The sequence below is a fragment of the Actinopolymorpha sp. B9G3 genome (assembly GCF_040120725.1).
Taxonomy (GTDB): domain Bacteria; phylum Actinomycetota; class Actinomycetes; order Propionibacteriales; family Actinopolymorphaceae; genus Thermasporomyces.
This window is the reverse complement of the sequence record NZ_JBEEAB010000002.1, coordinates 1-25,258: the sequence shown is the minus strand read 5'-3', so window position 1 is coordinate 25,258 and position 25,258 is coordinate 1. Positions and strand designations below refer to the sequence as shown.

At 66.5% G+C, this 25,258-nt stretch carries 25 protein-coding genes and 1 tRNA gene; 2 read left to right on the top strand and 24 right to left on the bottom strand.

The features are described from left to right. Window positions 1-266 precede the first annotated feature (266 nt). Window positions 267-2,510 (top strand): glycosyltransferase, encoded by a 2,244-nt coding sequence (locus ABNF93_RS03250; protein ID WP_349326002.1) that lies wholly within the window; start codon window positions 267-269, stop codon window positions 2,508-2,510. Here ABNF93_RS03250 and ABNF93_RS03245 read toward each other — a convergent pair. Further along, window positions 2,507-4,738 carry a glycosyltransferase family 4 protein gene (locus ABNF93_RS03245; protein ID WP_349326001.1) on the bottom strand — a complete coding sequence of 744 codons (2,232 nt, stop codon included), beginning with the start codon at window positions 4,736-4,738 and terminating at the stop codon, window positions 2,507-2,509. The genes ABNF93_RS03250 and ABNF93_RS03245 overlap by 4 nt on opposite strands. 126 nt (window positions 4,739-4,864) lie before the next feature. After that, complete coding sequence (locus tag ABNF93_RS03240; protein ID WP_349326000.1) at window positions 4,865-5,704, bottom strand: DALR anticodon-binding domain-containing protein; 840 nt, start codon at window positions 5,702-5,704, stop codon at window positions 4,865-4,867. Between the two features lie 57 nt (window positions 5,705-5,761). On the opposite strand from ABNF93_RS03240, the gene ABNF93_RS03235 reads away from it, so the two are divergent. Then, a tRNA-Arg gene (locus tag ABNF93_RS03235) sits at window positions 5,762-5,833 on the top strand. Between the two features lie 12 nt (window positions 5,834-5,845). Here ABNF93_RS03235 and ABNF93_RS03230 read toward each other — a convergent pair. The 22 genes from ABNF93_RS03230 to ABNF93_RS03125 all read right to left on the bottom strand — a co-directional run bounded on the left by ABNF93_RS03230 (window position 5,846) and on the right by ABNF93_RS03125 (window position 24,834). Further along, a complete protein-coding gene (locus ABNF93_RS03230; protein ID WP_349325999.1) occupies window positions 5,846-6,718 on the bottom strand; it encodes a DUF899 family protein in 873 nt (290 codons plus the stop codon). Between the two features lie 96 nt (window positions 6,719-6,814). Further along, window positions 6,815-7,201, bottom strand: a complete 387-nt coding sequence (locus ABNF93_RS03225; RefSeq protein WP_349325998.1) for a hypothetical protein — start codon at window positions 7,199-7,201, stop codon at window positions 6,815-6,817. Between the two features lie 114 nt (window positions 7,202-7,315). After that, entirely contained in the window at window positions 7,316-7,489 is a 174-nt protein-coding gene (locus tag ABNF93_RS03220; RefSeq protein WP_349325997.1) for a hypothetical protein, read from the bottom strand. A gap of 441 nt (window positions 7,490-7,930) precedes the next feature. Next, window positions 7,931-8,266, bottom strand: a complete 336-nt coding sequence (locus ABNF93_RS03215; protein ID WP_349325996.1) for a YciI family protein — start codon at window positions 8,264-8,266, stop codon at window positions 7,931-7,933. 136 nt (window positions 8,267-8,402) lie between these two features. Further along, a complete protein-coding gene (locus ABNF93_RS03210; protein WP_349325995.1) occupies window positions 8,403-9,725 on the bottom strand; it encodes an MFS transporter in 1,323 nt (440 codons plus the stop codon). 35 nt (window positions 9,726-9,760) lie between these two features. After that, a complete protein-coding gene (locus ABNF93_RS03205) occupies window positions 9,761-11,173 on the bottom strand; it encodes an amidase (protein ID WP_349325994.1) in 1,413 nt (470 codons plus the stop codon). A gap of 28 nt (window positions 11,174-11,201) precedes the next feature. Continuing rightward, window positions 11,202-11,396 (bottom strand): hypothetical protein, encoded by a 195-nt coding sequence (locus ABNF93_RS03200; RefSeq protein WP_349325993.1) that lies wholly within the window; start codon window positions 11,394-11,396, stop codon window positions 11,202-11,204. Then, window positions 11,397-12,392 carry an ABC transporter ATP-binding protein gene (locus ABNF93_RS03195; protein ID WP_349325992.1) on the bottom strand — a complete coding sequence of 332 codons (996 nt, stop codon included), beginning with the start codon at window positions 12,390-12,392 and terminating at the stop codon, window positions 11,397-11,399. It abuts the gene before it with no gap. A gap of 10 nt (window positions 12,393-12,402) precedes the next feature. After that, window positions 12,403-13,323, bottom strand: coding sequence for an ABC transporter permease (locus ABNF93_RS03190; protein ID WP_349325991.1), 921 nt, complete (start codon window positions 13,321-13,323; stop codon window positions 12,403-12,405). A 99-nt stretch (window positions 13,324-13,422) separates the two neighbouring features. Beyond that, window positions 13,423-14,367 carry an ABC transporter permease gene (locus ABNF93_RS03185; protein WP_349325990.1) on the bottom strand — a complete coding sequence of 315 codons (945 nt, stop codon included), beginning with the start codon at window positions 14,365-14,367 and terminating at the stop codon, window positions 13,423-13,425. Window positions 14,368-14,369: 2 nt separating this feature from the next. After that, on the bottom strand, window positions 14,370-15,971 hold the full coding sequence (locus ABNF93_RS03180; protein ID WP_349325989.1) for an ABC transporter substrate-binding protein: 1,602 nt from the start codon (window positions 15,969-15,971) through the stop codon (window positions 14,370-14,372). A 125-nt stretch (window positions 15,972-16,096) separates the two neighbouring features. After that, a complete protein-coding gene (locus tag ABNF93_RS03175; RefSeq protein WP_349325988.1) occupies window positions 16,097-17,128 on the bottom strand; it encodes an ABC transporter ATP-binding protein in 1,032 nt (343 codons plus the stop codon). 169 nt (window positions 17,129-17,297) lie between these two features. Then, window positions 17,298-18,077 carry a GntR family transcriptional regulator gene (locus ABNF93_RS03170; protein ID WP_349325987.1) on the bottom strand — a complete coding sequence of 260 codons (780 nt, stop codon included), beginning with the start codon at window positions 18,075-18,077 and terminating at the stop codon, window positions 17,298-17,300. 162 nt (window positions 18,078-18,239) lie between these two features. Next, on the bottom strand, window positions 18,240-19,796 hold the full coding sequence (locus ABNF93_RS03165) for an amidase family protein (protein ID WP_349325986.1): 1,557 nt from the start codon (window positions 19,794-19,796) through the stop codon (window positions 18,240-18,242). A gap of 125 nt (window positions 19,797-19,921) precedes the next feature. Continuing rightward, a complete protein-coding gene (locus tag ABNF93_RS03160; RefSeq protein WP_349325985.1) occupies window positions 19,922-20,176 on the bottom strand; it encodes a hypothetical protein in 255 nt (84 codons plus the stop codon). 161 nt (window positions 20,177-20,337) lie between these two features. Next, on the bottom strand, window positions 20,338-20,808 hold the full coding sequence (locus ABNF93_RS03155) for a DinB family protein (protein WP_349325984.1): 471 nt from the start codon (window positions 20,806-20,808) through the stop codon (window positions 20,338-20,340). A 53-nt stretch (window positions 20,809-20,861) separates the two neighbouring features. Then, a complete protein-coding gene (locus ABNF93_RS03150) occupies window positions 20,862-21,620 on the bottom strand; it encodes a DinB family protein (protein ID WP_349325983.1) in 759 nt (252 codons plus the stop codon). Window positions 21,621-21,758: 138 nt separating this feature from the next. After that, window positions 21,759-21,914 (bottom strand): hypothetical protein, encoded by a 156-nt coding sequence (locus ABNF93_RS03145; RefSeq protein WP_349325982.1) that lies wholly within the window; start codon window positions 21,912-21,914, stop codon window positions 21,759-21,761. Window positions 21,915-22,305: 391 nt separating this feature from the next. Further along, window positions 22,306-22,890, bottom strand: coding sequence for a hypothetical protein (locus ABNF93_RS03140; RefSeq protein WP_349325981.1), 585 nt, complete (start codon window positions 22,888-22,890; stop codon window positions 22,306-22,308). A gap of 9 nt (window positions 22,891-22,899) precedes the next feature. After that, on the bottom strand, window positions 22,900-24,027 hold the full coding sequence (locus ABNF93_RS03135) for an IQM protein middle domain-containing protein (protein WP_349325980.1): 1,128 nt from the start codon (window positions 24,025-24,027) through the stop codon (window positions 22,900-22,902). A gap of 3 nt (window positions 24,028-24,030) precedes the next feature. After that, complete coding sequence (locus ABNF93_RS03130) at window positions 24,031-24,411, bottom strand: hypothetical protein (protein WP_349325979.1); 381 nt, start codon at window positions 24,409-24,411, stop codon at window positions 24,031-24,033. 42 nt (window positions 24,412-24,453) lie between these two features. Then, the gene (locus ABNF93_RS03125; RefSeq protein WP_349325978.1) at window positions 24,454-24,834 is read right to left on the bottom strand and encodes a YbaB/EbfC family nucleoid-associated protein; all 381 of its coding nucleotides are present in this window, start codon (window positions 24,832-24,834) and stop codon (window positions 24,454-24,456) included. Window positions 24,835-25,258: the final 424 nt, after the last annotated feature.

Sequence of the window (25,258 nt, the reverse complement as noted above, 5' to 3'; positions counted from 1 at the left end):
AGGGCCGCGGCCTTCTCAGACCGCACAGTCTTGCCATTAGTGAACACGCGCCATTGTGAACAGTCTCGCCTCGCCGAACGGTAGCTAAGCAGCTTACGGATATCTGGTCCGCGGACACGCCGACGAATTGGTAGCGTACGACCGCAAGCCCCGGACACACTCGGTCACCGCGCCTTCTTTGCACCCGCCCATTCGCGGCAGCACGTCGGCAGACATTCGAAGAATTGACCGAGAAACAAACCGGGGGGAAACACGTGGTGAACCACATGTCGCCGACAAGAGACGCCGACGCTTCCAGCGCGGCCACGCGACGCCCATGGCAACTGCCCATGGGCGAGCGTTCCGTCACCGAAGCGCTGGTCGATCAGTGGATTCGCGAACTCGGTGGGCGGCGCGACTCCGACGAGTCCGATTCGGCGTCCGGCTCCGCGACCGAATCCGCTACCGAATCCGCTACTGGGCCTCGCGGTGACGAGCCGGCCGGCGCCGGTCCCTACGCTGACGGCGTCAGCGTCGTCATCTCCTACCGCAGGGGCGACGATCTGGCCGGCTGTCTCGACTCGATCAGGTCGCAGACACTTTCGGTCGATTCCTTCGAGGTCATTGTCGTCGTCGAGGGCGCTCCAGGCGAACTCGACCGCGTACTCTCCGAATCGGCCGAGCAGCCAATGACCCTGAGGGCCGTCGAGCTCTCCGGGATCGGAGTCTTCTGCCACCGCGATATCGGCGTGGCGGCGGCGCGACGACCGTTCATCGCCTTCGTCGACGCCCGCGACCGGATCTCCCCCGGTTATCTCGAGTCTCTGCTCAAGCACGCCGACGACGAGACGATCCTGCTGGCCCCCGTGGTCCCAGTCGCGGGCGGCGACCCGCCGACCGTTGCCGAGGCGCTCATGTCCAGCGCGGGCACGCTGGTCCCAGCGGCCTTAGCCAAGCAGGTCGAACGCGATGCGACACCGAGATCTGCCCATGACGTCGTCTTCTTCATGGCCATGTTGGCGGACCACCGTTGCGGTCTCCGGGAGACGCTGGTGGCCGACGGCGAGGCCACCTACCATCGGGCCGCCGGCTCCGCCGCCGAACCTTCCGACCCACCTGACTTCGAATCCGACGTCGTCGTACGCCTGGAGGTCATCGCCCAGCTCGACGCGCTCTCCCACGACTGCGACCCCGCGACCCTCGACCTGCTGTGCCGGCAGGTCGACGCGCAGGTCGACGTGCTCAACGCGTACCTGCGGCAGAATCCGGCGGCTCACCCACGCGTCGTCCAACTGCTCGACGAGTACGAACTCGAGAACTTCCCGTACGAACGTCTCAACGCCGGGATGGCACGGGCCCTCGCCGTCGCCTACTGCTTCGCGCCGTACAACGACTCCAGCGCCGTGGTCATGGCCAAGCGGGTGCGCGACCGCGCCGACATCGTCGACGTCGTGTTCAACAGCATGGACAAGAACCGTGAGCGGGACCCGAGCCTGCGCCGGATCTGCGGACCGTACGTCGAGAACGAGCTCGCCATCGACAGCCCGACCTATTTCTCCAACTGGGCCGCCATCGAGGCGTTCTGCGCCGAGGGCCTCGCCAGGATCAGCGCGCTGGAACGCGCCAAAGGCACCTATGACCGGCTCTACAGCAGGGTGATGTGGCCGGCCTCGCACTTTCTCGCCGCTGCGTACAAGCTCAGGAATCCGACGGTTGCCTGGACCGCGGAGTTCTCCGATCCGGCGGCGCGCGATGTCGCCGGCGCCGAACGACGGGCACCCATCTCGCCGGGACCCCTCCTCGACATGGTGCAGTCAGAACTCAAGCGCAAAGACATTCCGCTGCTGGGATCGCGGAACTGCCTGGACTGGTGTGAGTACCTCGCCTACGCGTGTGCGGACTCGATCGTCTTCACCAACGAGAACCAGCGCGACTACATGCTGAGCTACTGCCCGATCGCCGAGGTCGCGGACATGGCCCGGGAGAAGTCCGTGATCTCGCCGCATCCGACGCTGGCCCCCGCGTTCTACTCGATGGTCCAGCACCCTTACGTACTTGATCAGTCGGTCGTCAACCTCGCGTACTTCGGCAACTTCTACGCCACCCGGGGTTTGGGAGACGTGCTCCAGGCACTTGCCCGGCTCGAACCCGACGTCCGCGCCCGCCTTCGACTGCACGTCTTCACCAGCAAGCCCGCGGACCTGCAAGGTCATATTGACGACCTACAGATCGGCGACATCGTACGCAGCAACGGCTACGTACGGTTCCTCGCGTTCCTGAACCTCGCGACGAAGTTCGACTGCCTGATTGTCAATGACGCCTTGACGGCGGTCAGCCATGAGCGCAATCCGTATCTCCCGTCGAAGTGGAGCGACTACACCGGGACCGGCCGGCCGGTATGGGGTCTGGTCGAGGCTGGTAGCCCGCTGAGCACCAGGCCGCTCACCTTCGCCTCACCCGTGGGCGATGTGGACGCCGCCGCCGGTGTGCTCCACGAACTCGCCCGCCGCCGGGGCAGTCCTCTCAGCTAGTGTCCTGCGCCCACATCACGCCTGACTCGCGACGCCCCTCGCTTGACCGGCGCCATCTGGGAGACAGGACCCAGCAGAATCTCGCGGAACCGCGGTTCGACGACTGTCCAGTCCAGGTGCGCGACCACGTGGTCGCGTGCGGCCTGTCCGGCCCTGTCTCTCGCGCCGTGGTCGGCGTACGCGAGGATCCGGGTCGCGGCCTCGACGGGCGTCTCGACCACCCATTCCACCGGGTAGATCCCGCGCGCGCCACCTGCGGATGCATACATCGGCCAGTCCCGGATGACCGGCACCGCTGCCGAGGCGGCGCCCTCGGTCGTACCCACCGGAAACCCCTCCCGCCGGCTGGCACTCAGGATGAACCCGGCGTCGCGCAACGCCTCGGGGAGATCGTCGGTGTAGGGGACGCGGTCCAGGGCGTCGCGGACGTCGCCGTCCTCGGCGCGGGCCCGGAACCGGTCCCGGTAGCGCAGTGCGCTGCGGTGCTGTCGATCGGAGAAGTCGTGGCCGATGAGCCGCAGTCGCCAGCTCGGGTCGTGGCCACGCAGTTGGGCGAGCACTTCCAGCGCCCACAGGGGGTCCTTGACCTGTTGCGCCCACCCGACCATGGCCACCGTGCGTTCGGCGCCCGGGCGCTTGGGAAGGCCGAAGCGCCGCAACCGCATCTCGTTGGGGATCACGTGGATGCGTCCCGCGGCGGCGACGCCGGGGACGGCGCGCTCGACCAGGTGGCGGACGTGCTGGGCGACGAAGACCACGTCGGACACCCGCGACCAGTCGATCAGGTGTGGCTGGGGCGAGATCGCCTCCAGGCTGTGCAGCCGGACCACGAGCCGGACGTGGGAAGGTGCGTGGAGGGCGACCCACTGCGCGGCGTTGTCACACCAGTCGACGAAGATCGTGTCCGGCCAGGCCAGGAGCTCTGCGTCTCGTTGCTCGAGCGGAGGAGGCGGCGCGCCGCGCGCGTCGTTCAGCCGGTCGGTCACCATCGTGAGGCGCTTCTTCCGCCGGTTCACGCCCGGTTCGCGCAGCGACAGGACCCGCAGGTCGGCATCGTCGTAGGTCGCCAGGGTGCTGATGATCCCCTGGGTGAAGTGGGGATAGTCACCGGGTACGACGAGGATCCGGTGCGGACGCCTGCCCTTCGTTCGCCCCAGTGGCGGACGGGGTGAGGGACCACCGCGAAATCGCGCGTCCGCGGCACCGGGACCGTCTGCGTCGGCGAGGGCGCCCGACCGCGCCGCGAGCGCGCGGAACGTCAGCGACTCGTGCAGCGGCGCCAGGAACTCCTCGGGTGCCTCGACCAGCGGCGTGCTCAACGCGTCGGCGTGCAGCTCACGGCTGAACATCGCGTCGGCCACGTCCAGGGCGAACGCGGCGGCGAGCCTCGTTCTGCCCGCACGCAGGTGCTCGTCCGCGTGCCGCACCATCGCGCGTGCCGTCTCGTCCAGCTCGTCGGGGAGATCACCACGGGAGATCCGGACCATGACGAGCTCGAGCCTGATCCGGTCCCTGTCCAACGCGGAGAGCGGGAGGTCCAACGCCGACCGGCCGACTTCCTCGGTGGCATCAAGCGCTTCGTGCCGGCGTAGGGCCTTGGTGATCTCGACTACCTTGGCAACGAAGGGACGGTGGCACAGGTCGCCCGGGTCGGCCGCCACCTTCCGCCACGCGGCGAGAACCGCCGCCTGCGGTGGTTGGTCGGCGGAGCGGGTGTGCAGCAACCGCTGGAGCGGACGGACTCCGATCGCCCGGTCACGCAGTTCTGCGTACGTCCTGTCGCCGACGGCCGCGACGACGGCGTTCGTCCCATGGGTGCCCGCGTGCCGCGCCGCCCGAAGCGCATGCCGGTCGGCGGCGAGGATCACGTCGGCTTTGACAGCCGAACGGCGCAGCCACGGGTCGTACTTCGCCAGTAACCAGGCCCTTCGGGACGGTCCGCCGATGCGGACGCCTGCGCGTACGACCGCATTCCGCAGGACGACCCTTGCCCACGCGGCCGATCCCCGGCGTGGAGCGACACCCGCCCGGCGCCCGGTGAGACTCGTGCGCAACTGCCGGATCTCGGCGACCCGTAGCGCCTCCCGCACATCGTTCGGGATGGCGTGCCTGGGAGTGACCGCGAGGGCCACGCGTACGGTGCATCCGGACGAGGTGAAGTCGCCGGCGATCCGGGCGAGCCCGCCGGCGCTCGAACTGGGGCTGCCGATGACGAGAACGTCGGTCACCTGTCATCCTCCGACCCGGGGCGCTCGGTCAGGACACACCATCCGGCGAACAATAGCGATCAGCTCGGATCATCGGCGCGCGCCGACATACCTTGCGCCATCTGGGGTCTCGACGGTGCGCGGGCGTCACCAGTGCGTCGGCGCGTCGAGGCCGCGCAGGCCCAGCGCGTCCGCAAGCACGATCCGGGTGGCGTCCACGACCAGCAGCCGGGTGCGGTGGCTCGGCGACGGCTCCTCCGGGCCCTTCGGCAGGATCCCGCCCGCGTCCTCGAACCGTTCGACGAGGCGGAGCACCTCGTTGAGGTACCGGTCGAGTGGGCGTTGGGACGTGCGTTCCGGTCGGCCCGCCCGCCCGCTCCGGGCGACCACGGCCGGGAACTCCGCGAGTGCGCACACCAGCGGGCGGATGCGTTCCGTCGTCATCCGGGCGGAGTCGCGGTCGGGATCGAGGTCGGGATCGAGGTCGTGGTCGAGGTCGTGGTCGGGATCGAGGTCGATCCCCAACGCCCCGGCCGCGCGGAGAAAACCGCACATGCGGGCGTGGGCGTACCGCATCTCATCAGCCAGCGCAGGTGACGGGACGTACCGTGGAATGGTGGCCGGGTCTTCCGGGCGGGGATGATCCTTTCGCCCGCACCCCGGCCCCGCCTTTACGATTTCGCGCACGATGTCTGCCAATGCGCGGGCGTCGACCCGAATGTTGACGAAGCCGTCGCCTGCCACCTCGCACTCGGCAACCCCGTCGACGCCGCGCAACCCGGCCGCGAGCCGCTCGGCAAGCTGCGCAGTGGGGATACCGGTCATAACGGACCAGCGCCGGGCGGCGGGTGTGGCGAAGTCGCCGTACGTGACGCGGCGCGGTCGCCGGATCCATGCGGCCGGCGTGGCGTCGGGTAACTCGGTCGTTGGCGGGACGACCTCGGCTATCGCCGTACGGATCGCGGCGGCCAGCCGGGCGGGAAACACCGCGCCAGCCTAGTCGGGGCGCGAGCCAGGCTCCCTGATAACCTTTCTCCGCCCCGGGCCCCCGTAGCTCAGGGGATAGAGCAACGGCCTCCGGAGCCGTGTGCGCAGGTTCGAATCCTGCCGGGGGCGCTCTCCTGTCGGCTACTCACAACGACCGCTGACCAGCTGAAACACCCTGGGCGTGATCCTCAAGTGTTGGTCGTCGGAGCGTCCGGCCGCCAGGCGGTCCCACTGCGCGACAGGGCGTCCACCCGACTCCGACGCTGGTGGCCAAGCGGGTGAGCCGCCGTCGGTCCGCATGGAGCACTGTTGCGGCCAGCCGGGAGGCGAGTCCTCCCATGATTCCTGGCGTCCGTAGACGGTGGCGTCCATGAGCGCGTAGCTGTAGTCCATTGCCTCGATGCCGCGACGGCTCGTCCAGTAGGTCTCGAACACGCGGTCACCGTCTCGGAGGTAGCACACGAGGTGGAACAGGCCGAGCTCGCGGCCGACGAGCAACTCCTCGAGGGAGGGCTGTGCCGAGTACCACGGCATGTCCCAGCCCATGAAGTCGCGATAGCGGCCGCTCTCGTCGTACGAGACCTGGGCATCGGCCGGGCCGAACGCTGTGTTGCGTCCCTGGCTGAAGACGGCGTAGGTGATGTCACGGGAGTGCAGGTAGGACAGCTCGCCGACCTGGCCGAGGAACAACGTGCAGCCTTCGCACTGCCCGGGCGCGGGCCGGCCGGGCCACCACATGAAGTAGTAGGCGATGAGCTGCCGACGTCCTTCGAACGCGTCGCGCAAGGTCACCCGCCCGTCAGGCCCGATCAGCTCGAGGCTGGCATCTACTTCGACCATGGGCAGCCGCCGCCGTGCCGCGGCGATCGCGTCCCCTTCGCGGGTATGCGCCTTCTCCCGAACCCGTAGCCTGTCCGATTCGGCCTGAAAGGTTGCCCGGTCCACGGCTGTGGGCAGGCTCTGTGCGTTGCCGGGGTCGGGCATCAGCCCACCCGTGGTTGCTTCATCGGTCATGACTGTCTCCTCTTGCTGTTCCGGTCAAATGCTCTGGCGGCTATGCCCGCGACGGCCGCGAGTCCAGATGTGACGACGTTCCCCCGATGGAGGAGGTCACTGTCGGTGATCTGAGTAGTGCTGCCGGCGGGCGAGCATGACGACGAGCATTCCAAGGAACATCAGCTCGTGCCCGGCCATCATCAGCGTGTGGTGGCTGGTCGCGCCAATCCATAGCGGCACCATTGCCAGGAAACCCACGTTCATACCGGCGACCATTTCGCCGATCAGCCGGAGGTGGTGGCCCCGCAGGCACATCCAGGCAGCCACCACCACCGTCATGTTGGCGGCCATCAACAGCGCCGAAACCGTTGTACCGTCCAGGGCATGCGGGCGACCTACGGCCGAAGCCAGTAGTGACTCCAACCGACCCAGAGCGACCATCCCCACGAGCATGACCGCCACCATCTCCACGTAGTGGCGGGCAAAGCAGAGCACCGCCATACGCCGGGCTCGCCTCGGGCGTGGACGATCAGTTCTGTCCGTTGGCTGAGCGGCGCGTGTGCTCATGGTGGAGACCTCTCGATCCTTGGCTGGACGGCGCGATTGGGGAGTGCCCTAGGCAAACGACCGGCGGGCGAGGACCGCGAATCGCTGCTGGGCACTCGTAGCCACCCTGACCCAACTGCCCCGGTGGCCCAGGGACGTGCGCGCCCGCGAACGGTGCAGCTCATCAAGGATGAGATCGGCGTGACGCTGCTTGGCGAGGTTGTAGATCATGTAGTCGTTCATGGTCGTCCCTTTCATCGATGGGTTTAGCCCACCGACGAACGGGCCACCACGGCATGCGACAATGCCAGCAGAAAAATCTCCACGGCTCGATCTCCGCCAGCCAGCCAGATCGTCAGGCGACGCGCCGTGGTCTGCGAGATCGTGAACCATCTGGCCCGCCAGCGTCCGTCGTGCACTACGACATCCTGGCCGTGCTGCTCCTCCTCGCCCCGCGTCGGCCGGCTCAACGCGCCATGCGCCACCGATGCCGTTGACCTTCTCGCATGCAAACGCCGTGCAGATGGTCTGTGGGGGCCGAGCGGCTGTGGTGGAAATCTCCGGAGAGCCGGTTCCGGGGCCAGCACGAGGGCGTCGAGTGGGGTCGGTCAATGTGGTCTTGCCGCGGGGAATCCTGCCCGTATGCCGCGTCTACGGCGGCGTGAACGCCCAGACCCGAGGCGGTCATTCCCAAACCGGACGGATCTCCACGCAACCCCGATGCGCCCACGGGTGTCCGGCGGCGATAGCGATCGCCTCGTCCAGGTCGGCGCACTCGAGGATCACGATGCCCCCTACCAGGTCCTTCGTTTCCGCGAACGGCCCATCAGAGACCAGGGTCTCGCCGTTGCGGACGCGAATCGTCGTGGCATCGGCAACCGGGCGCAACCGCGCACCGAACCGTTCGGCGCCGCGCCGTTGCAGATCCTCACCCCATGCCCGAAACACCGGATCGGCGTTCAGTTCCTCACAGCTCTGTGAGACCGACTCGTCGTCACAGATCAGCAGCGCATACTTCATCTTGCAGAGTCTGACATGCCCCGCCGCCGCGGCCTGCCTTCACCTGCTGTCACGCCGCACCCATTCACCCTCGACGCGCCGGACGACGCGCGCCCCACGAGGCGTGGGTGCCTCGCGCACCCACCAGAAGCATGACCTACGTGGTCATGTGCGCACTGGCGGCGGGTTGTGGGGGCAGGGTCCGTCGGGTCTCTCCGATGACGAGGGCCAGAACGCCGACGACGGCGGCGATCACGGCCGCGTAGGCGAAACCACCGGCCAGGCCCGCCAGGCCGAGCATCGCTCCGGTGACTGCGGCCGTCAAGAGGGAGCTGACATCGCAGGCGAGGCGCCAACCGATCGCGGCCGCCTCCTTCGTAGCCGCCACGTCGACGATCATCGCGACCGGGACCACCCGGACGGCCGACATCACGAAGCCCATCGCCGTACTCAACAGGAAGTAGCCCAGCAGAGGCAGGTCGACGAGTGCGATGAGCAGGGCAAAGACACTGAGGCAGGCGGAGATGACGACCACGGGCCTGCGTCCGAGCCGATCGGCCAACCGGCCGCTCAGCAGGATCCCGCCCATCTCGGAGACCGACATGCACATCGTCGCCGCCGCCACCTCCTGGACGCTGGCGCCCAGGCTGTGGCCGAGCAGGGGGAGCAGCGTCATGCCGGCCGCGCTCCGCAGGCCGAACCCCAGTCCGGCCGCCGCCAGGGCGGAGCGGGTCCGCCAACCCTGGAAGACCTGCAGACGCGGCAGGCCGAACTCCGGGCGGGCTGCCACGGGCATCGACGGTAAGGCGAACCGCGCCACGAGAGCGGTGGCGACATTGACGACACCGCAGACCGCGAAGCCCCATCGCATGCCGGTGAGCCCGCCCGCGATGCTCGCCACCGCGCCCACGATGAGTGGGCCGATCGTCATCCCGAAGAAGGAGCAGGAATTGAATCGTGCGATCTCACGCCCCTCCCGCCCGGCCGACGCGAGACGCAGAGCGGTGTGGAAGCCCGCGCCCACGATAAAGGCGACCGCGAGTCCCTGCAGGACGCGCGCTCCGGTCATCAGGGTGAGGTTGGGGCTCACCGCCGTCACGAAGGAGCCGACACCGAAGACGAGGTAGCCGCCCACGAGCGCGTGCCGGACGTTGACCCGCGGAACCACTCGACTGCAGAGCAGATCCATGCAGAGAAACGACGCGAACATCGACGAGACGATCAGCGCGGCGAGACTGTCGGACGCTCCCAACGCCTTCGCGTACAGTGCCGTGATCGGCGCCGTCATCGCCATACCAAGACTTCCCGAGGCGATGCTGGCGTAGAACCACCGGGACGAGAAGGCCTTCCGCTTCGCACCTTCCGATGGGCTTTGGTCTTGTCCGGGACCACCGCGAGGAGGGCGGATAACCGCCCTCTCGCGGATGGTCGGTCCCGGTGCGACAGATGAGCCCGGTGCGACAGATGGGCCCGGTGCCACAGACGAGCCAGGTGAGGCTGGGTCAGACACTCCCGTCACGCGTCCAACTGCGACGCGATGGGCGGGACTCGCAGATGCCAGTCGGTCGCCCGCTGGTAGGCGTCGGCCACGCGGAGGACCGTGGCTTCGGCGAAAGGCTTGCCCACGATCTGCATCGAGATCGGAAGCCCCGAGGAACTGAAGCCGCACGGAACGGCGACCGCCGGGAGGCCGGTGAGGTTCCACGGGCCGGTGAAGCTCGGCGAGTGGATCATCGACTCGGCCGACATCTCGTCACTGCGCGGAGCCGGCTTCGCCCAGGTCGGCGTCACGATCACGTCGCACGACGAGAACACCTCGGCGACCTTGCGGCAGAAGAGCGTCCTGAATCGCTGTGCCTGCCAATAGTCGGCCGCCGAAAAGAGCGCGCCACGGCCGATCGTGATCCGGGTGTGGCAGCCATAGTCGGTCCACCGGTGGACGAGGTTGTCGCGGTGGTAGGAGTACGCCTCCGCAGCCATCGTCACGCTGTTGGCGACCTTGGCCTGCTTGGCGTACGGGATCTCGGTTTCGGCGACCGCCGCGCCCGCCTCTTTGAGGACGTCGACCGCCGCCAGCACCCCCGCTCGCACCTCGTCGTCGAGGCCGTCCACATCGAAGAAGTAGGGCATGGGCACTCCGATGCGCGTGCCCTCGACGCTCCCGGTCAGTGCTTCTGTGTATGCCGGAACCTCCACCTTCGCGGCGTAGACGTCACCGGGGTCGTAGCCCGCCATCACTTCCAGTAGCAGCGCACAGTCGTAGGCGCTCCGGGCCATCGGACCCACCGAGTCGAGGGTGTAACCCAGGGGAACGACGCCGTTCTTCGGCACTCGACCGAACGTCACCTTCAGGCCCGTGTGGCCGTTCATCGCCGCCGGGAAGCGCACCGATCCACCCGTGTCCGTGCCGAGCCCACCCAGAGCCAGGCCGGCGGATACACCGTTGCCCGTACCCGCACTCGATCCCCCGGGCGTGTGGTCGAGGTTCCAGGAGTTGCGCGGGATCAGGAACCCCTTGTCGGGATCGGGCATGCCGCACGCGAACTCGCTCGTCGTGCTCTTGCCGACGAACACCGCCCCTGCCCCACGCAGCCGCGCCACGACGGGCGCATCGACGCCCTTCCCCCACTCCGGGTCGAGCACCCGGCTGTTCGCGGTCGTCGGCGCGTCCTTGGTGGCGATGATGTCCTTGACCGCCAGGGGGATCCCCTGCAGGGGCCCCGCGTCGACGCCCTCCGCAAACGCCTTGTCCGCCGCGGTCGCTGCCTCCAACGCCGACTCCTCCGTCACGGTGACGTAGGTGCCGAGCGCTTCGTTGAGCTTGCTGGTCTTCTTCAGGATTCCGGTCGTCAGCTCGACCGAGGTCAAAGTACCCGTACGCAACGCTGCGGCGGCATCCTTGATCGTCAGTGGGAGTTCGTGTGACATCGATCCTCCGATCTGGGGTATTGGGAGATCAGGCGTAGGGGGCGGCGGGATCGAACGAGAGCGCCGGATCCTCCATCTCGAGCTCCGGCAGATACAGCTCGTCGGCCTGCGCCCTGATGGTGGGGTAGACGCTGACGATCCGCTCGAACTCCTCGTCCGACACGGTGAGGTGGGCGGCCGTCAAGAGTCCCTTGACGACCTCGGTGCTCGTGGTGGAATCCATTCATCCTCCTTGGGTAGATGTGTGCAGATGGCACGACACCAGGTGGGCGTGATCGGCCTCGGTCAGCGCCGGTGGCTGCTCGGAACAGATGTCCATGACGTAGGGACAACGGGTCCGGAAGCGACAGCCGCTCGGCGGATTCAGCGGACTCGGCATCTCTCCGCTGATGACCGGCTCCTCCAGCTTCCGCTTCGTGGGGTCGAGTGAGGGGATCGACGCGAGAAGTGCCTGGCTGTAGGGATGTAGCGGTTCCCTGTACAACGCCTCGGCACTGCAGCTCTCGACGACATGGCCGAGGTACATCACCGCCACCTGGTCACTCATGTACTCCACGACGTTGAGATCGTGGCTGATGAAGACGTACGTGAGGTGGTAGGTCTCCTGCAGGTCCTTGAGCAGGTTGAGGATCTGCGCCTGGATCGACTTGTCGAGGGCAGACACCGCCTCGTCGAGCACAATCAGCCTGGGTTGGAGAGCCAACGCGCGGGCGATGTTGACCCGCTGGCGCTGGCCACCACTGAGCTGGTGTGGGTAGTAGCCCGCGTAGTTGGCGTGCAGGCCTACGTCTTCCAGAACCTTCGAGACACGCGTCCGGATCTCGTCCTTGCCGATGCCCTGCACACGAAGGGGAAAGGCGATCGACTCGCCGATCGAGGCGCGTGGGTTGAGGGCGGAGTACGGATCCTGGAAGACCATCTGCATCTGCTCGACGACCTTGCGTGGGCGCCGTTTCCTGGCCGGAAGCGGTGTGCCGTCGAACCGGATCTGGCCGTCGTCAGCGGCGTAGAGGCCGAGGATGACCCGTGCCAGGGTCGACTTGCCACAGCCCGACTCGCCAACGATGCCGAGGGTCGAGCCTTCCGGCACCACCAGGGACACGCCTTCTACGGCGGAGACCTTCGCCTGGCGCAAGCCGAGCTTGACGCTGAACGCCTTGGCGAGCCGCTCCACCTCGAGCAGGGCGCCTGCATCCGTTCCGATATCTGTCGTTGTCATGTCCGCTCCCCTAGTCGAGCCGGGAGTCCATCGCCTCGCGCAGCGCATCGCTGGCGGTGTTGAACGCGACGGACGTGAGGAAGATGAAGAGCCCCGGCAGAGCCACCACCACGGGGGCGACGTAGATCGATCCACGGAGGCTGTTCAACATGTAGCCCCACTCGGGCGCGGGTGGCTGTGATCCCAGGCCGAGGAAGCTGAGGCTGGCCGCGATGATCATCGAGACACCAACAAGCCCTGATGCGTAGACGATGATCGGGTTCAGGACGTTGGGCAGCAGCTGGCTGCGGACCAGCGTGAACCTACCGGCGCCACTGAGTCGCGCGGCCTCCATGTATTCCTGGATGACCACCTCACGGGTGGCCGACTCCGCCACTCTGGCCAGCGGCGGGACGAACACGATCGACACCGCGATGATCGAGTTCATCAGACCGGGTCCGAGAGACGCGCCGACCGCGATGGCCAGCAGGATCGCCGGAAAGGCGTACAGCATGTCCATCGTGCGCATCAGCACCGTACCGACCACGCCGCCGACGAAGCCCGCCCAGGTGCCGATCAGCGTGCCGACGATCGTCGCCGCCAGCGGTGGGATGAAGCCCGCCGCCAGCGACAGTCTCCCGCCGTAGAGCAACCGGGCCAGCATGTCGCGGCCCTGCTCGTCGGTGCCGAGGATGTGACCCTTGCTGAACAGTCCCTGCAGACGCTCGGTCGGATTGCCAAGCAGCGGGTCGTACGACGTCAGGACCGGCGCCAGGATGGCCGAGCCCACGAGCAGCATCACGACGATCAGCGCCCCCACGCCGGCCTTGCTCCGCAGGAACCGCCGAGCGGTCTCGGACCAGAAGGTCCGGACCTGGACGCCGACCTCCTGCTGGTACCACGCGTCCCGTAGTTCCTCGACGGTGCGAGCCGACGCTTCCGTTACCGCCATGGTTCCTCCTCCCATCGACGACTGGCCGACCTCATACGACTGCCCTCATTCGACTGGCCGACCTCATACGACTAGCCGAGGTCGTACGCCTGGCCGACCTCATCCGACTGCCCGCCGGAGGCGCGGATCGATGGTCGCCTGCATGAGGTCGACGACCAGGTTCACCAGGACGAAGGTGAGCGCGATGACGAGCGTCGCGCCCTGCACGACCAGCAGGTCGCGCGCACTGATGGCGTTGAACACCAGCAGGCCCATGCCGGGCCACCGGAAGATCGTCTCGACCAGGACCGAACCGCCAAGCAGGTAACCGATCTGGAGGCCCGAGGTTGTGAGCACGGGCGAGATCGCGTTCTTCAGAACGTGCCGGATGGTGTCGACCGTCCCAAGGCCCTTGGCCCGGAGGGTCTGAACGAAGTCCGCTCCGTAGGTCTCCACGATGCTCGCGCGCGTCACCCGTGCCGTGATCGCCACCGTGGCAAGAGATCCCGCGATCATCGGCATGAGGAGATGGCGGAGGAACTCCACCGGCCCCTCGTCCAGCACCGCCCCGCCTGAGGGAAGGACGTTCAACGTGGCGGAGAACAGGATCAGCATCAGGACCGCCAGGAAGAACGACGGAATGCTGAGCCCGGTGAGGCTGAAGCTGGAGATCAACCGGTCGGTGAGGCTGCCGCGGCGTACACCCGCGGCGAACCCCAGCACGACGCCGAGCGTGAGGCCGAACACCGCCGAACACCCGGCGAGGACGGCGGTGTTGACCCATGCCTGGCCGAGCAGGTCGGTGACCTCACGCCGGCGGTAGGGCGAGTAGCCGAGGTCGCCGGACACCGCATCGCCCAACCAGTGCGCGTAGCGCACCGGCAGCGGGTCGTCGAGGCCGAGGTCACTTCGGATCCTGGCGATCTCCTCCTTCGAGCTGTCGTCCCCGATGAAGGCGGCGGCCGGGTCGCCGGGGAGCACCGTCATCAGCAGGAAGATGATGACGGTGACCCCCAGCAGGATCGGGATCGCCATGGCCGTACGCCGTAACGCGATCGCCAGCATGGCTACTCCTCCACCCAGATCCGCGTGAAGTCGACCCACCAGGACTGCGGGTGCACGTAGCCGTGCACATTCGGCGACATGACGCGCAGGTTGAGGTCGTGCATCCAGAAGAGGAAGAACGCATCGTCCAGCGTGACGTCCATCATCTTCTGCAGGTAGCGGTGTTGCTCGTCCTCGTCGAAGGTCGCCGCCGCCGCGAGGTAGTTCTTGTCGATGTCCGGATCACAGGTTCCGGCCGCGTTGGGCAGGCCGCCCGGGCGTTCGCAGAGGAAGGAGAAGGCATAGCCCGTCGGCGTCATTCCAGCCGCTGGCGACGACCAGAGGATGTCGAGATCGGACCACTGTTTGGTGTTCAGACCTTCGATGCCGACCGTCAGCAGCGTGTTCCACTCCATTGGCGCGAGTTCGACGTCGACACCGATCGCCTTGAAGTCGGACTGGAGCTTCTGCATCATCGGCTCCGGGAACATGTTGCCGGAGCCTCCGGTGGTGTAGCCGAACTTGAGCTTGAGCTCGCCCGGCTTGTATCCCGCTTCGGCCAGGAGCTTCTTCGCCTTCGCCGGGTCGTAGCTGTAGCCCGGCCGGTCCCTGGTGAAGTCGGGATGACCGTCGTAGACGAACTGACTTGCCGGATATCCGACGTCGTTGATCAGAGCCGCCGTGCCCTTGCGGTCAAGGGCGTAGTTGAGCGCCTGGCGCAGCTTGAGGTTGTCCTTGAACGGCGGACGGAACATGTTGAAGCGCGGCATGATGCCGTGGGGATACTTGCCGAGAAGGACCTGGAAACCCTCGGCCTTCAGCTGCTCCAACGCGTCGGGCGAAGGAACCTCCGACCAGTCGACCTCGCCGGCCTGCACCGCCGCCATCCGGGCCGCCGGCTCCGGCTGCGGAAGCAACACGATCTTGTCCAGCTTGGGCCTACCACGCCAGTAGTCCTTGTTGGCGACGAGTTCCATGACCTCGCCGTCGACGTACTTCGCGATCTTGAACGGGCCCGTGCCGCTGGCGTGCGCGTTGTAGTCCTCGTTGCCGTACTTCTTCACCGCCGTCGGGCTCGGGATGTAGGTGTGCGCGAGGTCCCACAACAGCCAGGCGTAGGGCTGGGTGGTCGTGATCTCGATCGTCGTATCGTCGATCTTCTTCCAGCTCTTGAAGAACCGGAAGAAGTTGCCGGCACGCGGGGCGTCTGCCTCGGAGTAGTACTCGAACTCCGGATCCTTCATCCGGTTGATCTGGAAGATCACCGCGTCGGCGTTGAACGGCGTGCCGTCATGGAACGTCACGCCCTCGCGGAGCTTGAACGTCCACCGGGTCTTGTCATCGGAGATCTCCCATGACGTCGCCAGGCCGGGGTGCGGAGTCGGGATCTTCTCCGCCTGCTCGACATTGAGGTGGGTCAGGCCGTCATAGACGTTGTTGCCAACGAAGCGGTAACCCTCATAGCCCTCGTTCGGCGGCGTCGCCGGGAACGGAATGTTGCCGGCGGACATCGCGATACGCAGGGTGCCGCCCGTACCGTTGGCCCTTGCTTCGCTGGTCTTACCGGCACCGCCGCCACAGGCCGCGAGAAGGGACATGACGATCAGAGCCGCTCCGGCCACCATGGCCGCAGATCGTCGGGGTCCTCGGACCGTCGCACGTGGGCAAGTCAAGCGGCGACGCGGGGCCATCGCCCGCAGTCGACTCCCCGTGTCGGAATCTTCCACCATGTCGTTCCTGCTTTCGGTTGTCAGCTGGCCCTGCGGACGGCCGAGTGCTCGGTGGTCAGCAGGCAGCGGCTCCAGCGTTCGTTCGCGAGGGGGATCGGCTCCGGTCGCTGCTCCCAGCACGCGACCGTGGCGACGTCACACCGAGGGGCGAAGGAGCACCCGTTCGGCAGCCTCGAGAGGCTCGGCGGCGCGCCGGGTATCGCACGCGGCCGCACGACCTGGCTGGGCTGCACGTTGGCCTCCACCAGGCCACGGGTGTACGGATGGGCGGGCTCGAGGAGCACCTGGTCGACCGGCCCCATCTCGACGATCCGGCCGGCGTACATCACGGCGAGGTCGTCGGCGACCTCGGCGGCCACGGCGAGGTCGTGCGTCACGATGACGACGCCCATCTGCCTGCTCCGTTGAAGATCACGCAGAAGCTGCAGAATCCGCGCCTGCACAGTGACGTCCAGCGCGGTCGTCGGCTCATCGGCCAGCAGGACCTTGGGTTCACAGGCGAGTGCCATGGCGATGACCACCCGCTGGCGCATCCCACCGCTCAGCTCGAACGGATAGGCCTTGAGCCTTTCTGCCGGGGAGGGGATCTGCACCAGCTCCAACAGTTCGAGCGCCCGTTGGCGCGCTTGGGCCTTGCTCAGCTTGAGGTGCCGACGCAGCGTCTCCACCAACTGCTTCTCGACCGTGTAGACGGGATCGAGAGCGGTCAGAGGATCCTGGAACACCATCGACACGTCGCGGCCACGGGTGGCTGCCCGCTCGCTCCTGCCCAGGCCCAGCAACTCCCGACCGTGCAGGAGAACCTCGCCGGTGATCAGAGCGCTGTCCGGTTGGATGCCGAGAATGGAGCGCAGCATCGCGCTCTTGCCGCTCCCGGACTCGCCGATGACCCCGAGAACCTTGCCCTTCTCCAGACGAAACGAGACGTCGTTCACCGCCCGCAGAGATCCGCCGTTGGTACGGAACTCCGTCGACAGGTCGCGGACCTCGAGGGCGACATCCGACCTCACCTGGTCGGCGCCGGACTCCTTGTTCAAGAGAGCTACGCTCACGTGCTCGTACCTTTCTCGCGATGGCTGTGGACTTCTTGTGGGTAGGACCGACACTCGGGCCGGCAATCCGCCGGTCCGTCATGTTCCTGTGAAGGTTGGTGTGTCAGGCGCTCCGACCGGCTTCGTCGGCTGGCACCGCGTCGTCGCCTCGCACCGCTCGGTTGCCCGACTACGCTTCGGGAGGCCGTCGGCGGACCATGCGGTTGGCGACGGCGAACCGGTCACCCCTCACCCGGCCGAAGCCGTACTGGATGGGCCGACCGTTCGTTCCGCGCACCAGACGCTCCATCAGCAGCAGCGGTGCTCCGATCGGAACGCCGAGGACCGGCGCCGTCGCCGGATCGGCCGTGATCGCCTGCAGCTTGAGTTCGGACAGCTCCACGTCACAGCCCAGCACCGTTTCCAGCAGGTCGTAGACCGAAACAGTGAGCGTGGCCCCCGGTCGCAAAAGGGGTTCTGCGATGTCGATCGGGAACCACAGGGACCGAACGGCCAGTGGACGTCCGTCGAGATAGGTGAGGTGTTCGAGAAAGACGACCTCGGTACCGGGTTTCCCGAGCTGCAACTGCTCGGCGACCAGCGACGGCGCTGGTATCCGGTCGAGGTCAAGGACGTCCCAGGAGACTCGAGATCGGCCGGACTCGAGCCCGTCAGAGAGGCCTTGTGCCACGTCAATACCAAGGTTGGAGCGTTGCGGAGCCACCACGAATGTGCCGGCGCCCTGCAGGCGCTCGATCAACCCTTCCGAGCGAAGGAGGTCGAGCGCCTCGCGGATGACGCCCCGACTCACGCCGTGCCCGACGACGAGCTCGCCCTCGCTCGGAAGGATCCCACCGCTCGGCGCCGCGAGGATCTCGGCCCGCAACACATCACGTACCCGGCGCACCACACTCTGCCGATGCCTGTTCTGCCACAGGTTTCGGCTGAGAGCGTCCTTCCTCGTGGACACCGTCCGAGTCTCCCCGACCGGCATTTCCTGGTTGAAACGCCGAAGTAAGGCATGAGAAACCTGCGTTGATCTTGATACTGTGCCCGCCGCGTGGGCGTACGGCTGGTTGATCATCTCGCACCCGCCGATGACATCGGTGTGGCTCCGCTCTACGTCGCGCGCTCAGGCAGTCACGGCGATGATGTCGTCGTACGCCACCGACTGCTGGAAGGCGTACGCCACCCTCAGCAACAGTGGATCCTCGAACATCCGTCCGATCAGCTGCATGCTCACCGGTAGGCCGGCCGACTTGCCGCACGGCACCGCGAGCGCCGGATGGCCCGTGTAGTTGAACGGCTGGGTGTTGCGTGCCGCCTTGAAGGCCGCCATGTTCAGGCCGTCCTCGAGAATCTCCAGCTCACCAGTCGGCGGGTCATACTTTGGCGCCTTCAGGATGCAGGTTGGCATGAGCAGGACGTCCACGTCGGCCAGGGCGGTGTCGTAGGCCTTGATGAACGACGACCGAACGTTCTGAGCCTTGGCGTAGACCTGGCCATGGAAGTTGCGTCGGCTGAACTCCGCCACCAGGTAGTTGAGCTTGGTGCGGGGGTTGAACAGGTCGGCGTGCATCGTCCGCATCCTGTGGACGGCCGCGATGATCGACGCCGGGTAGTAGGTCCTGGCGTAGACGCCGAGAAAGCCCGTGTCGAAGGCCGCCCGGGAGCCTTCGGGGCCGAGTGCCATGGCCGCCTTGCTGACCTGCAGGTGGGCCGGCACCGAGACCGTCGACACCTTCGCGCCGGCGTCGGCGAGGCTGTCGGCCGCCGCCATGACGAGTTCGGTGACGTCCTCTTCCGCCGAGTCGAATCCCTCCTCGACGATTCCGATCCGGATGCCGTCGACGCCCTCGGCCAGGCCGCTCATGACGTCCATGCGTTCGGGGACCTCGCGACTCTGGCGCGGATCCAACCCGTCGTATCCCGCGACCACCTCCAACGACGCGGCCGCGTCCTCGACGGTGCGGGTCATCGGACCGGTGTAGTCGATGCTCTGGTCAGAGCCGAATCCGATGCCGAAGTGGGAGACCAGTCCGAACGTCGGCTTGAGCCCGACGTTGCCCGACCAGGCGGCCGGGATCCGGATGGACCCGCCCTGGTCGCCGCCGAAGGAGATGTCCACCTCTCCCGCCGCGACCGCTGCCGCCGAGCCTGAGGACGAGCCGCCCGGCACGTGCTCGGGATTGTGCGGGTTCTTCGGCCGCTCGTAGTCGCCGATGGCGCCACCGAAACCGAAGCCACCGGTGAGTCCGTTCATCGTGTTCTTGCCGACGATCGTGCCGCCGGCCTCGAGCACGCGGGTCACCACCGTCGCGTCGACGTCGGGAATGAATCCCTCCATCGCCGCGGCCCCGAAGGTCATGGGAATTCCGGCAACGGCGATATGGTCCTTGTAGCTCACCGTCTTGCCGGCGAGCGGCCCTCCCTCTGCGCCGGATATCTCGCACTTCCACATCCACGCGCTGAGTGGGTCGTCCTCGGCCGACGGACGATGACCCGGCCCACGCGCCGCATAAGTGACCGGTGGGGGTGTTTCTTCCATGCGCGACTGCACGAATTCGTCCAGCGACTTCAGGTGTTGCAGAAGGTATTTCCGATAGAGAACTGCCTCGTCGGGTCCAAGGTGGATTCCCAGCGTCTTCGCTGCCGCCACGACCTCATCCAGATCCGGTACCGCGAACATGCCTGCTCCTCTCACAGCCCGTTGGCTAGAAAGGTGAGACCGCGAGGTTGCCGCGCCGTGTCGCCTCAGTGTTGGTTTGGTTACGCCGACGACGTGAGCTGTCAAACCGGGCCTGACCTGCGGATTCATGCGTTCGTGCAGGCTGATCCGCCGCAAGCAGGCTGGCCGCCGGGCCCGAACCCGAGCACCTCCAGGCGGTCAAGGACGAGGACGTTCGCCGGTGGGGCACCCTGGAGTTGCTCGACGTTCTCAAGTACGCCGACTTCCTTGCCGCCTTCACCGACGACTTCACCTCGATGGTCTCCCGCGAGGTTGTCGACCGGCGCACGCCACTCCGCCACCCCGCTGCTGTGCACATGACGGCCTTGTTCGACCCGCACGGCTGCATGTCGAGGCGGGGTTCGTCAAGTACGTCGCCACCGACAGCTCCGCTGCGGCCACCTGATGCGCTGGCCAGTTCCCGCAGGACGCTGACCCTCCGAGAACGGCCCGAGGGCTGCCCGCGAGGGCGAGACGTCGGCTCTGCTCACGCAGGCCTTCTCTACCCCACCCAGCCTGCCCACACCTCGCCGGCGTCGCGTTCCAGCGCCTTCAGGTACACGCTCAGCTTGCCGTAGAAGATGTACACCGCCTCACGGTAGACCTGATGCTGGACAAACGGCGACGCAATGAAACCGCCCCCGCGGTCGATCCGGTCGATGCGCAGCTCTTCCTCGGTGAAGGTGCTCAGTGCGGTCTTCATGGCCTCGTCCTGCGCTTCGAACCAGGCGCGCAGGCTGGCGATCGTGATGGGCGACGGGGGCGGTAGCTGGCGGTGCGCCCAATCGAGGGTGAACGACTCGAAAGAATGGGTATACACGCCCTGGAGGTCCCCCATCTCTACCAGCAATTCGCCCAGCGTCGGGTTCTGGCCTGGCAGCTTGTAGGCGAGATCGGCATCAGACACCACGGTCAGCAGGTGGTCCCGCATGCTGTGGTGTCCGCGAATTTCCTCTTCAAAAAGGCTGTTCATCGTCTATCCCCTTCGTCACTGTGGCGGATCCGGAGACTTACTGGGTCATCAGCTCATGCGTCGGGCTTCGCCTCGATCGCGTCGAGGTCGCGTACGGCATAGCGGTGGTGCTCCCACTCCTCCTCGAAGATCGTGTGTAGGCAGGAGAGGGTGGTCTCCTCGTAGTCGGGGGCGTGCGGGTTCTTGCGGGTCGCGGCCAGCTCGTCGGCGGTGACGGTGGCGAGGAAGTCGCGCATCATCGCGACGCGACCCGACCGGACCTCGAGAACCTCGGCGTACGACGGTGTGACCGTCGTGAAGATCGACATGTCGAAGCCGCCATTTGCGGAGCCGGCGTTCAGGAGCCCGATGGGGTGGAACGGCTGTTCGATCTCCAGGACCGCCCGACCCAGCCACATGTCCGTCGCCAGAACCAGGTGCCGCAGCGTCTGCGCGAACGACCACTCGCCGGCCACCGACACGTCGACCGTGCCAGCCGGCATCGCCGCTGCGCGCTCGAGCGTGGCAGCCCAGGTGCGCTCGAGCGCGGCCCAGGCGGAGCGCAGGCCGTTCGGATCTTTGGCGCGCCGGTCGGCGCGGCCAGGGAAGCGACGGTTGAGCTCCGCGTCGACGAACGGGACCACGTCGACGTCGTTGACGAGCAAGGAGTTCCCGCCCTCGCAGAGCCACGGTGCGTCGATCTCCGCCCCCGACACATCCACGCCCCGCATCACGACGCTGGACAGGTCGGACGCGAGGAACCGGGCGCCATGCAGGCCTGCGCGGACGAACTCTGCTCCCTGCAGGTCGTCGGACTGGGTGAACTTTGCCATGACTTCTCCTTATCGAGCGCCCACCTTCCGTAGGCGAAAGCCAGCCGCCGAGGCGGCAGAAGATGGAATTGTCCTCAACGAGCAGCACAGCTGTCGGGGCCCCAGGACCATGCCGGTCGCTGATCTCGCCGCTGACATTCACGTCGACCGGGACCACGCCACGGAACGTGCCTCGACAAAGGCAACCCCGCGGAGCCGCCCGTTGGGGAGGTCAACGTTGCGGACCTCGGTGTCAGCCAGGTCTACGTCTTTGAACCGGGATCCGGTCAGCTTCCCGCCCGCGATGTCAGCCATCCGCAGAGCGTCCTCTCGCCCACCGCGGTTTGTCCAGGCGCAACGGCGTGTCGCAAAGCATGGTTGCCTGTCACGGTCGGCGACTCGCCGGCGCCACTGCGTGATCAGCCATGCGTGGGATCCCTTCTTCGCCGACAAAGGGTTCCCCATCTGACCGCCACCGCAAGGGCGTTCCGCTGGACCGGGATCGATGGCCCTCCTGGCCCGGTCGCTGGTCCCACCCACGGCCCGGCCGAACCGACGAGCAGGATCGAAGAAGCCCACCTACCGTTCACCTTCCGCGCACCCACGAACTGGGGCGCCGATCTGAAACGGGCTTCAGAAGCTGCTCAACGAGATCCGCCTGTGCGCCGGATAAGGTCAGCGCGCGGCTTGTGTCGTGAACGTACGGTCACCGTTCCAGCGCTACTACGTCGTCTGTGCTGAACCCCGTGTGTTCGCAGAACCTGGCAATCAGAGATGCTGGATCGTCGGTATCGGCGAGCAGGGTGACGCCGGGCTCACGAAAATCCTCCGGCGCTTGAAGCGCGAAAGTGTCGCCAGTCTTAAGCCTGACGAGCATCACGCCGCGCTTCTCCCCCGGAACCGTTTCGAAGAAGCCGTTCAACTTCGCCGACACCTTCCTCTTCAGCAAGGCGATCCGCGCTATCGGGCGACCCGCACTGTGATCCTTCCACGATGTGGGGTCGAGCACTCGGTAGGCGGGATCCGGCCACGGACGCTTGTCGGCAAGCGTGTCCCGCAGGCGCGTGAGGTAGTCCCGCATGACGTGTTCATCTTCGTTGGCTTCACGGGCAAGGCGCTCACCAGAGGTCAACGCATCACACACCGCGTCGTAGTAGACCTGCGTGGGATGCGGAAACAGCCGCTGCGCAATCAGCGCAGCGGCTACATCCGCCACCACGTCGGCGTCAACCGGCCGTAACAGGTCAATCTCGTCCGTGACAGCGTTCACCCGGCCGCGCCACGCTTCCATCCAGTTCCCCTATCTCACTGATCCGTAGTCCACTCCTTTGATATCGAGGCCCTGCCGCTGCAGTTCTCGTATCATTCGAACGATTTGGCCGTCCGTCGGAGTGTAGTGGCCACTCTGGTTGTTCAAGTACTGCAGCTTGCCGTCCTTCACTTTGAACTCACCCGCGGCGACTGCAGGCTCCCCGCCGAGAAGGCTCGAGTGGTGGAACTTGCCCTTCTCCTGGCCGGCAGAGGCATACAGGTTGCCATTCTCATCCATCGCGAAGATGGCCCTACCGTCGCTGCCAGACCGCAAGGTCGACGCGTCCGCGGTGTCAAACGGTTCGCCGTCTGTAGTGATCAGCTTGCCATCCTGCACTACAAGCCGATGCTCCTCACGCTCCTCCTTCGACAGGTACCTCACAGTGTCCGGGTAGTACGCGCGATCCGGGTTGTTCGGGTCGTTCTCCCCCCGATACTTCGACCAGGGTCCCTGCGCGTACAACGGATCCTCACGCTTCAACGGGCCAGGGATTCCAGCCGGCCCCCAGCCGGGAGTGTCGTCCCGCACGTCTGACCGAACACTTCCCGGTCCCATCGTGTCTGGGGCGTAGTCGTACCTTGATCGTTTGAACAGCCGGCCAGCGCGCTGGAGTGCTTCTTTGAGGACAGTGGTGACGAACTTGACCAGTTGTTGGGTGATGACTTTGATCGCGACCCGGATGGCGGCGGTCTGCGCGCCAATCGCCGCCGCGGCCCCGCCGCCGGTCATGATGCCCGCGATCACCATCTCGACGACGATGACAACAAGCTGCACGAGCTGGACGATGAAGGCGAGCTTCACCGCAAGAGTGATCGCGGCGAACGCGAGCAGCGCAGCACCGACGGCTATCGCGGCTACGTAGTCGTCGAAAAGTCGTTCACGTGGACCCAGCTCGTCTGTCCACCACTGCTCGAACGCATCGGTCGCAGGGCCGTCGTTCTCCGCCCAGACAGCGACCGCGGCCTTTTCCGCAGCCTCGTTGATCGGCATCAACGAGACCGCGAACTCCAACCACGCCTGCCCTGCCTCAGCCAGCAGCACCTCATCGGCCTGCGGCCAGTCCAGACCGACCCATGCCGCCGGCTCGGTGAGCCAGTCCGGCAGATACAGGCCCACCGCTCAGCGCTCCAACTCATCACCAACAGCGTTCAGGCGCTCAGCGTTGCCAGCCTCGGTTTGCTCAGCGTTCTTCGACCAGGTGGCCAGACCACTAGCGCCGGCCTGGAGCAGGCCCACATGCGAACCGAGCACCTGCGTCGCCTTCCCCAACAGCGCCGTATAGGCCATCCCGAAGATCGTCCCCGGTTCGTCCGCTCCCCAGGGATTTCGCTGCCGAAGGGTCGGTAGGAGCCGTTGGAACGACCGCTCGAAGTCCACGGCGCATTCGTGGACCGCTGATGCGCTCGACCGCAGCTGCTCGAAGTCCTCCCGCGTCGCACGCTGGCCCCCTGGGCTGGTCGAGACAGTCTGCGGGCTGCGCAAGTCCTCGAACTTCGCCACCAACCCCACTCCCTTCACCGCCCGATGCTCGCGCCCCGCTCGTCAGTCCTTGCGGGGCAGCTTCGCAAACGCATCGGTGGTCATCGTGACCAGCTGTTGGAGGGTCTTGTCGAGGTCGCTGGAGAGGTGATCGAGGGTGTCCTTCACCTCAGGCATGACCGCAGATTCGACTGGGGCAGCCGAATCCTGGGCCTTGGCCCTGGCCTCAGTTCTCGCCGCTTCGTGGGCGTTCATGACCGCCTCGACGAGGGCCTGTGACCCGAGGCGCATCGCCTTCGGCTCGATCGCCAGCGACACCAACTTGCCGGTCCCATCCAGCTCGACAACGACCCGACCGTCCGCGGCCTCACCACGCCCACGGACAACAGCCAACTGCTCCAGCAGCCCCGCAACAGAAGCCGCACCCGGGTTCTCTCCACCCATGACGTGCCCCCTCCCCGACAGGTCTCCTGGTCATGTCAGGACGGAGCATAGGGGACATATCGCCATCCGAGCCACGGACGATCACCACCTGTGTGGACAACCCGCCTTTACAACGTTGTCGAGTCGAGACGGCAGCGACGCTGTGGATGACTGTCTGCCTCTCGCGGCGGCAGCTCGCTAAGGTCACCTGCCGACAGAGTGACGAATGGTGGTAGCTCGGATGACCGATGTCTCGACGGTGCACGGCGTCGTGACGCAGCCCTCTCCATCATGGAAAGTGTTTCGGGCCGTGGGCTTAGAGCCTGTTCCTGAATCTAGATCCTTCCGTGTGACCTTGATTTCCGATCTTGACTCGCTCTGACGAGTTGTCGGCTGAGGAGCCGGATAGCAGCCCATCTGACCATCGATTCGTGGTGTTCGGGTT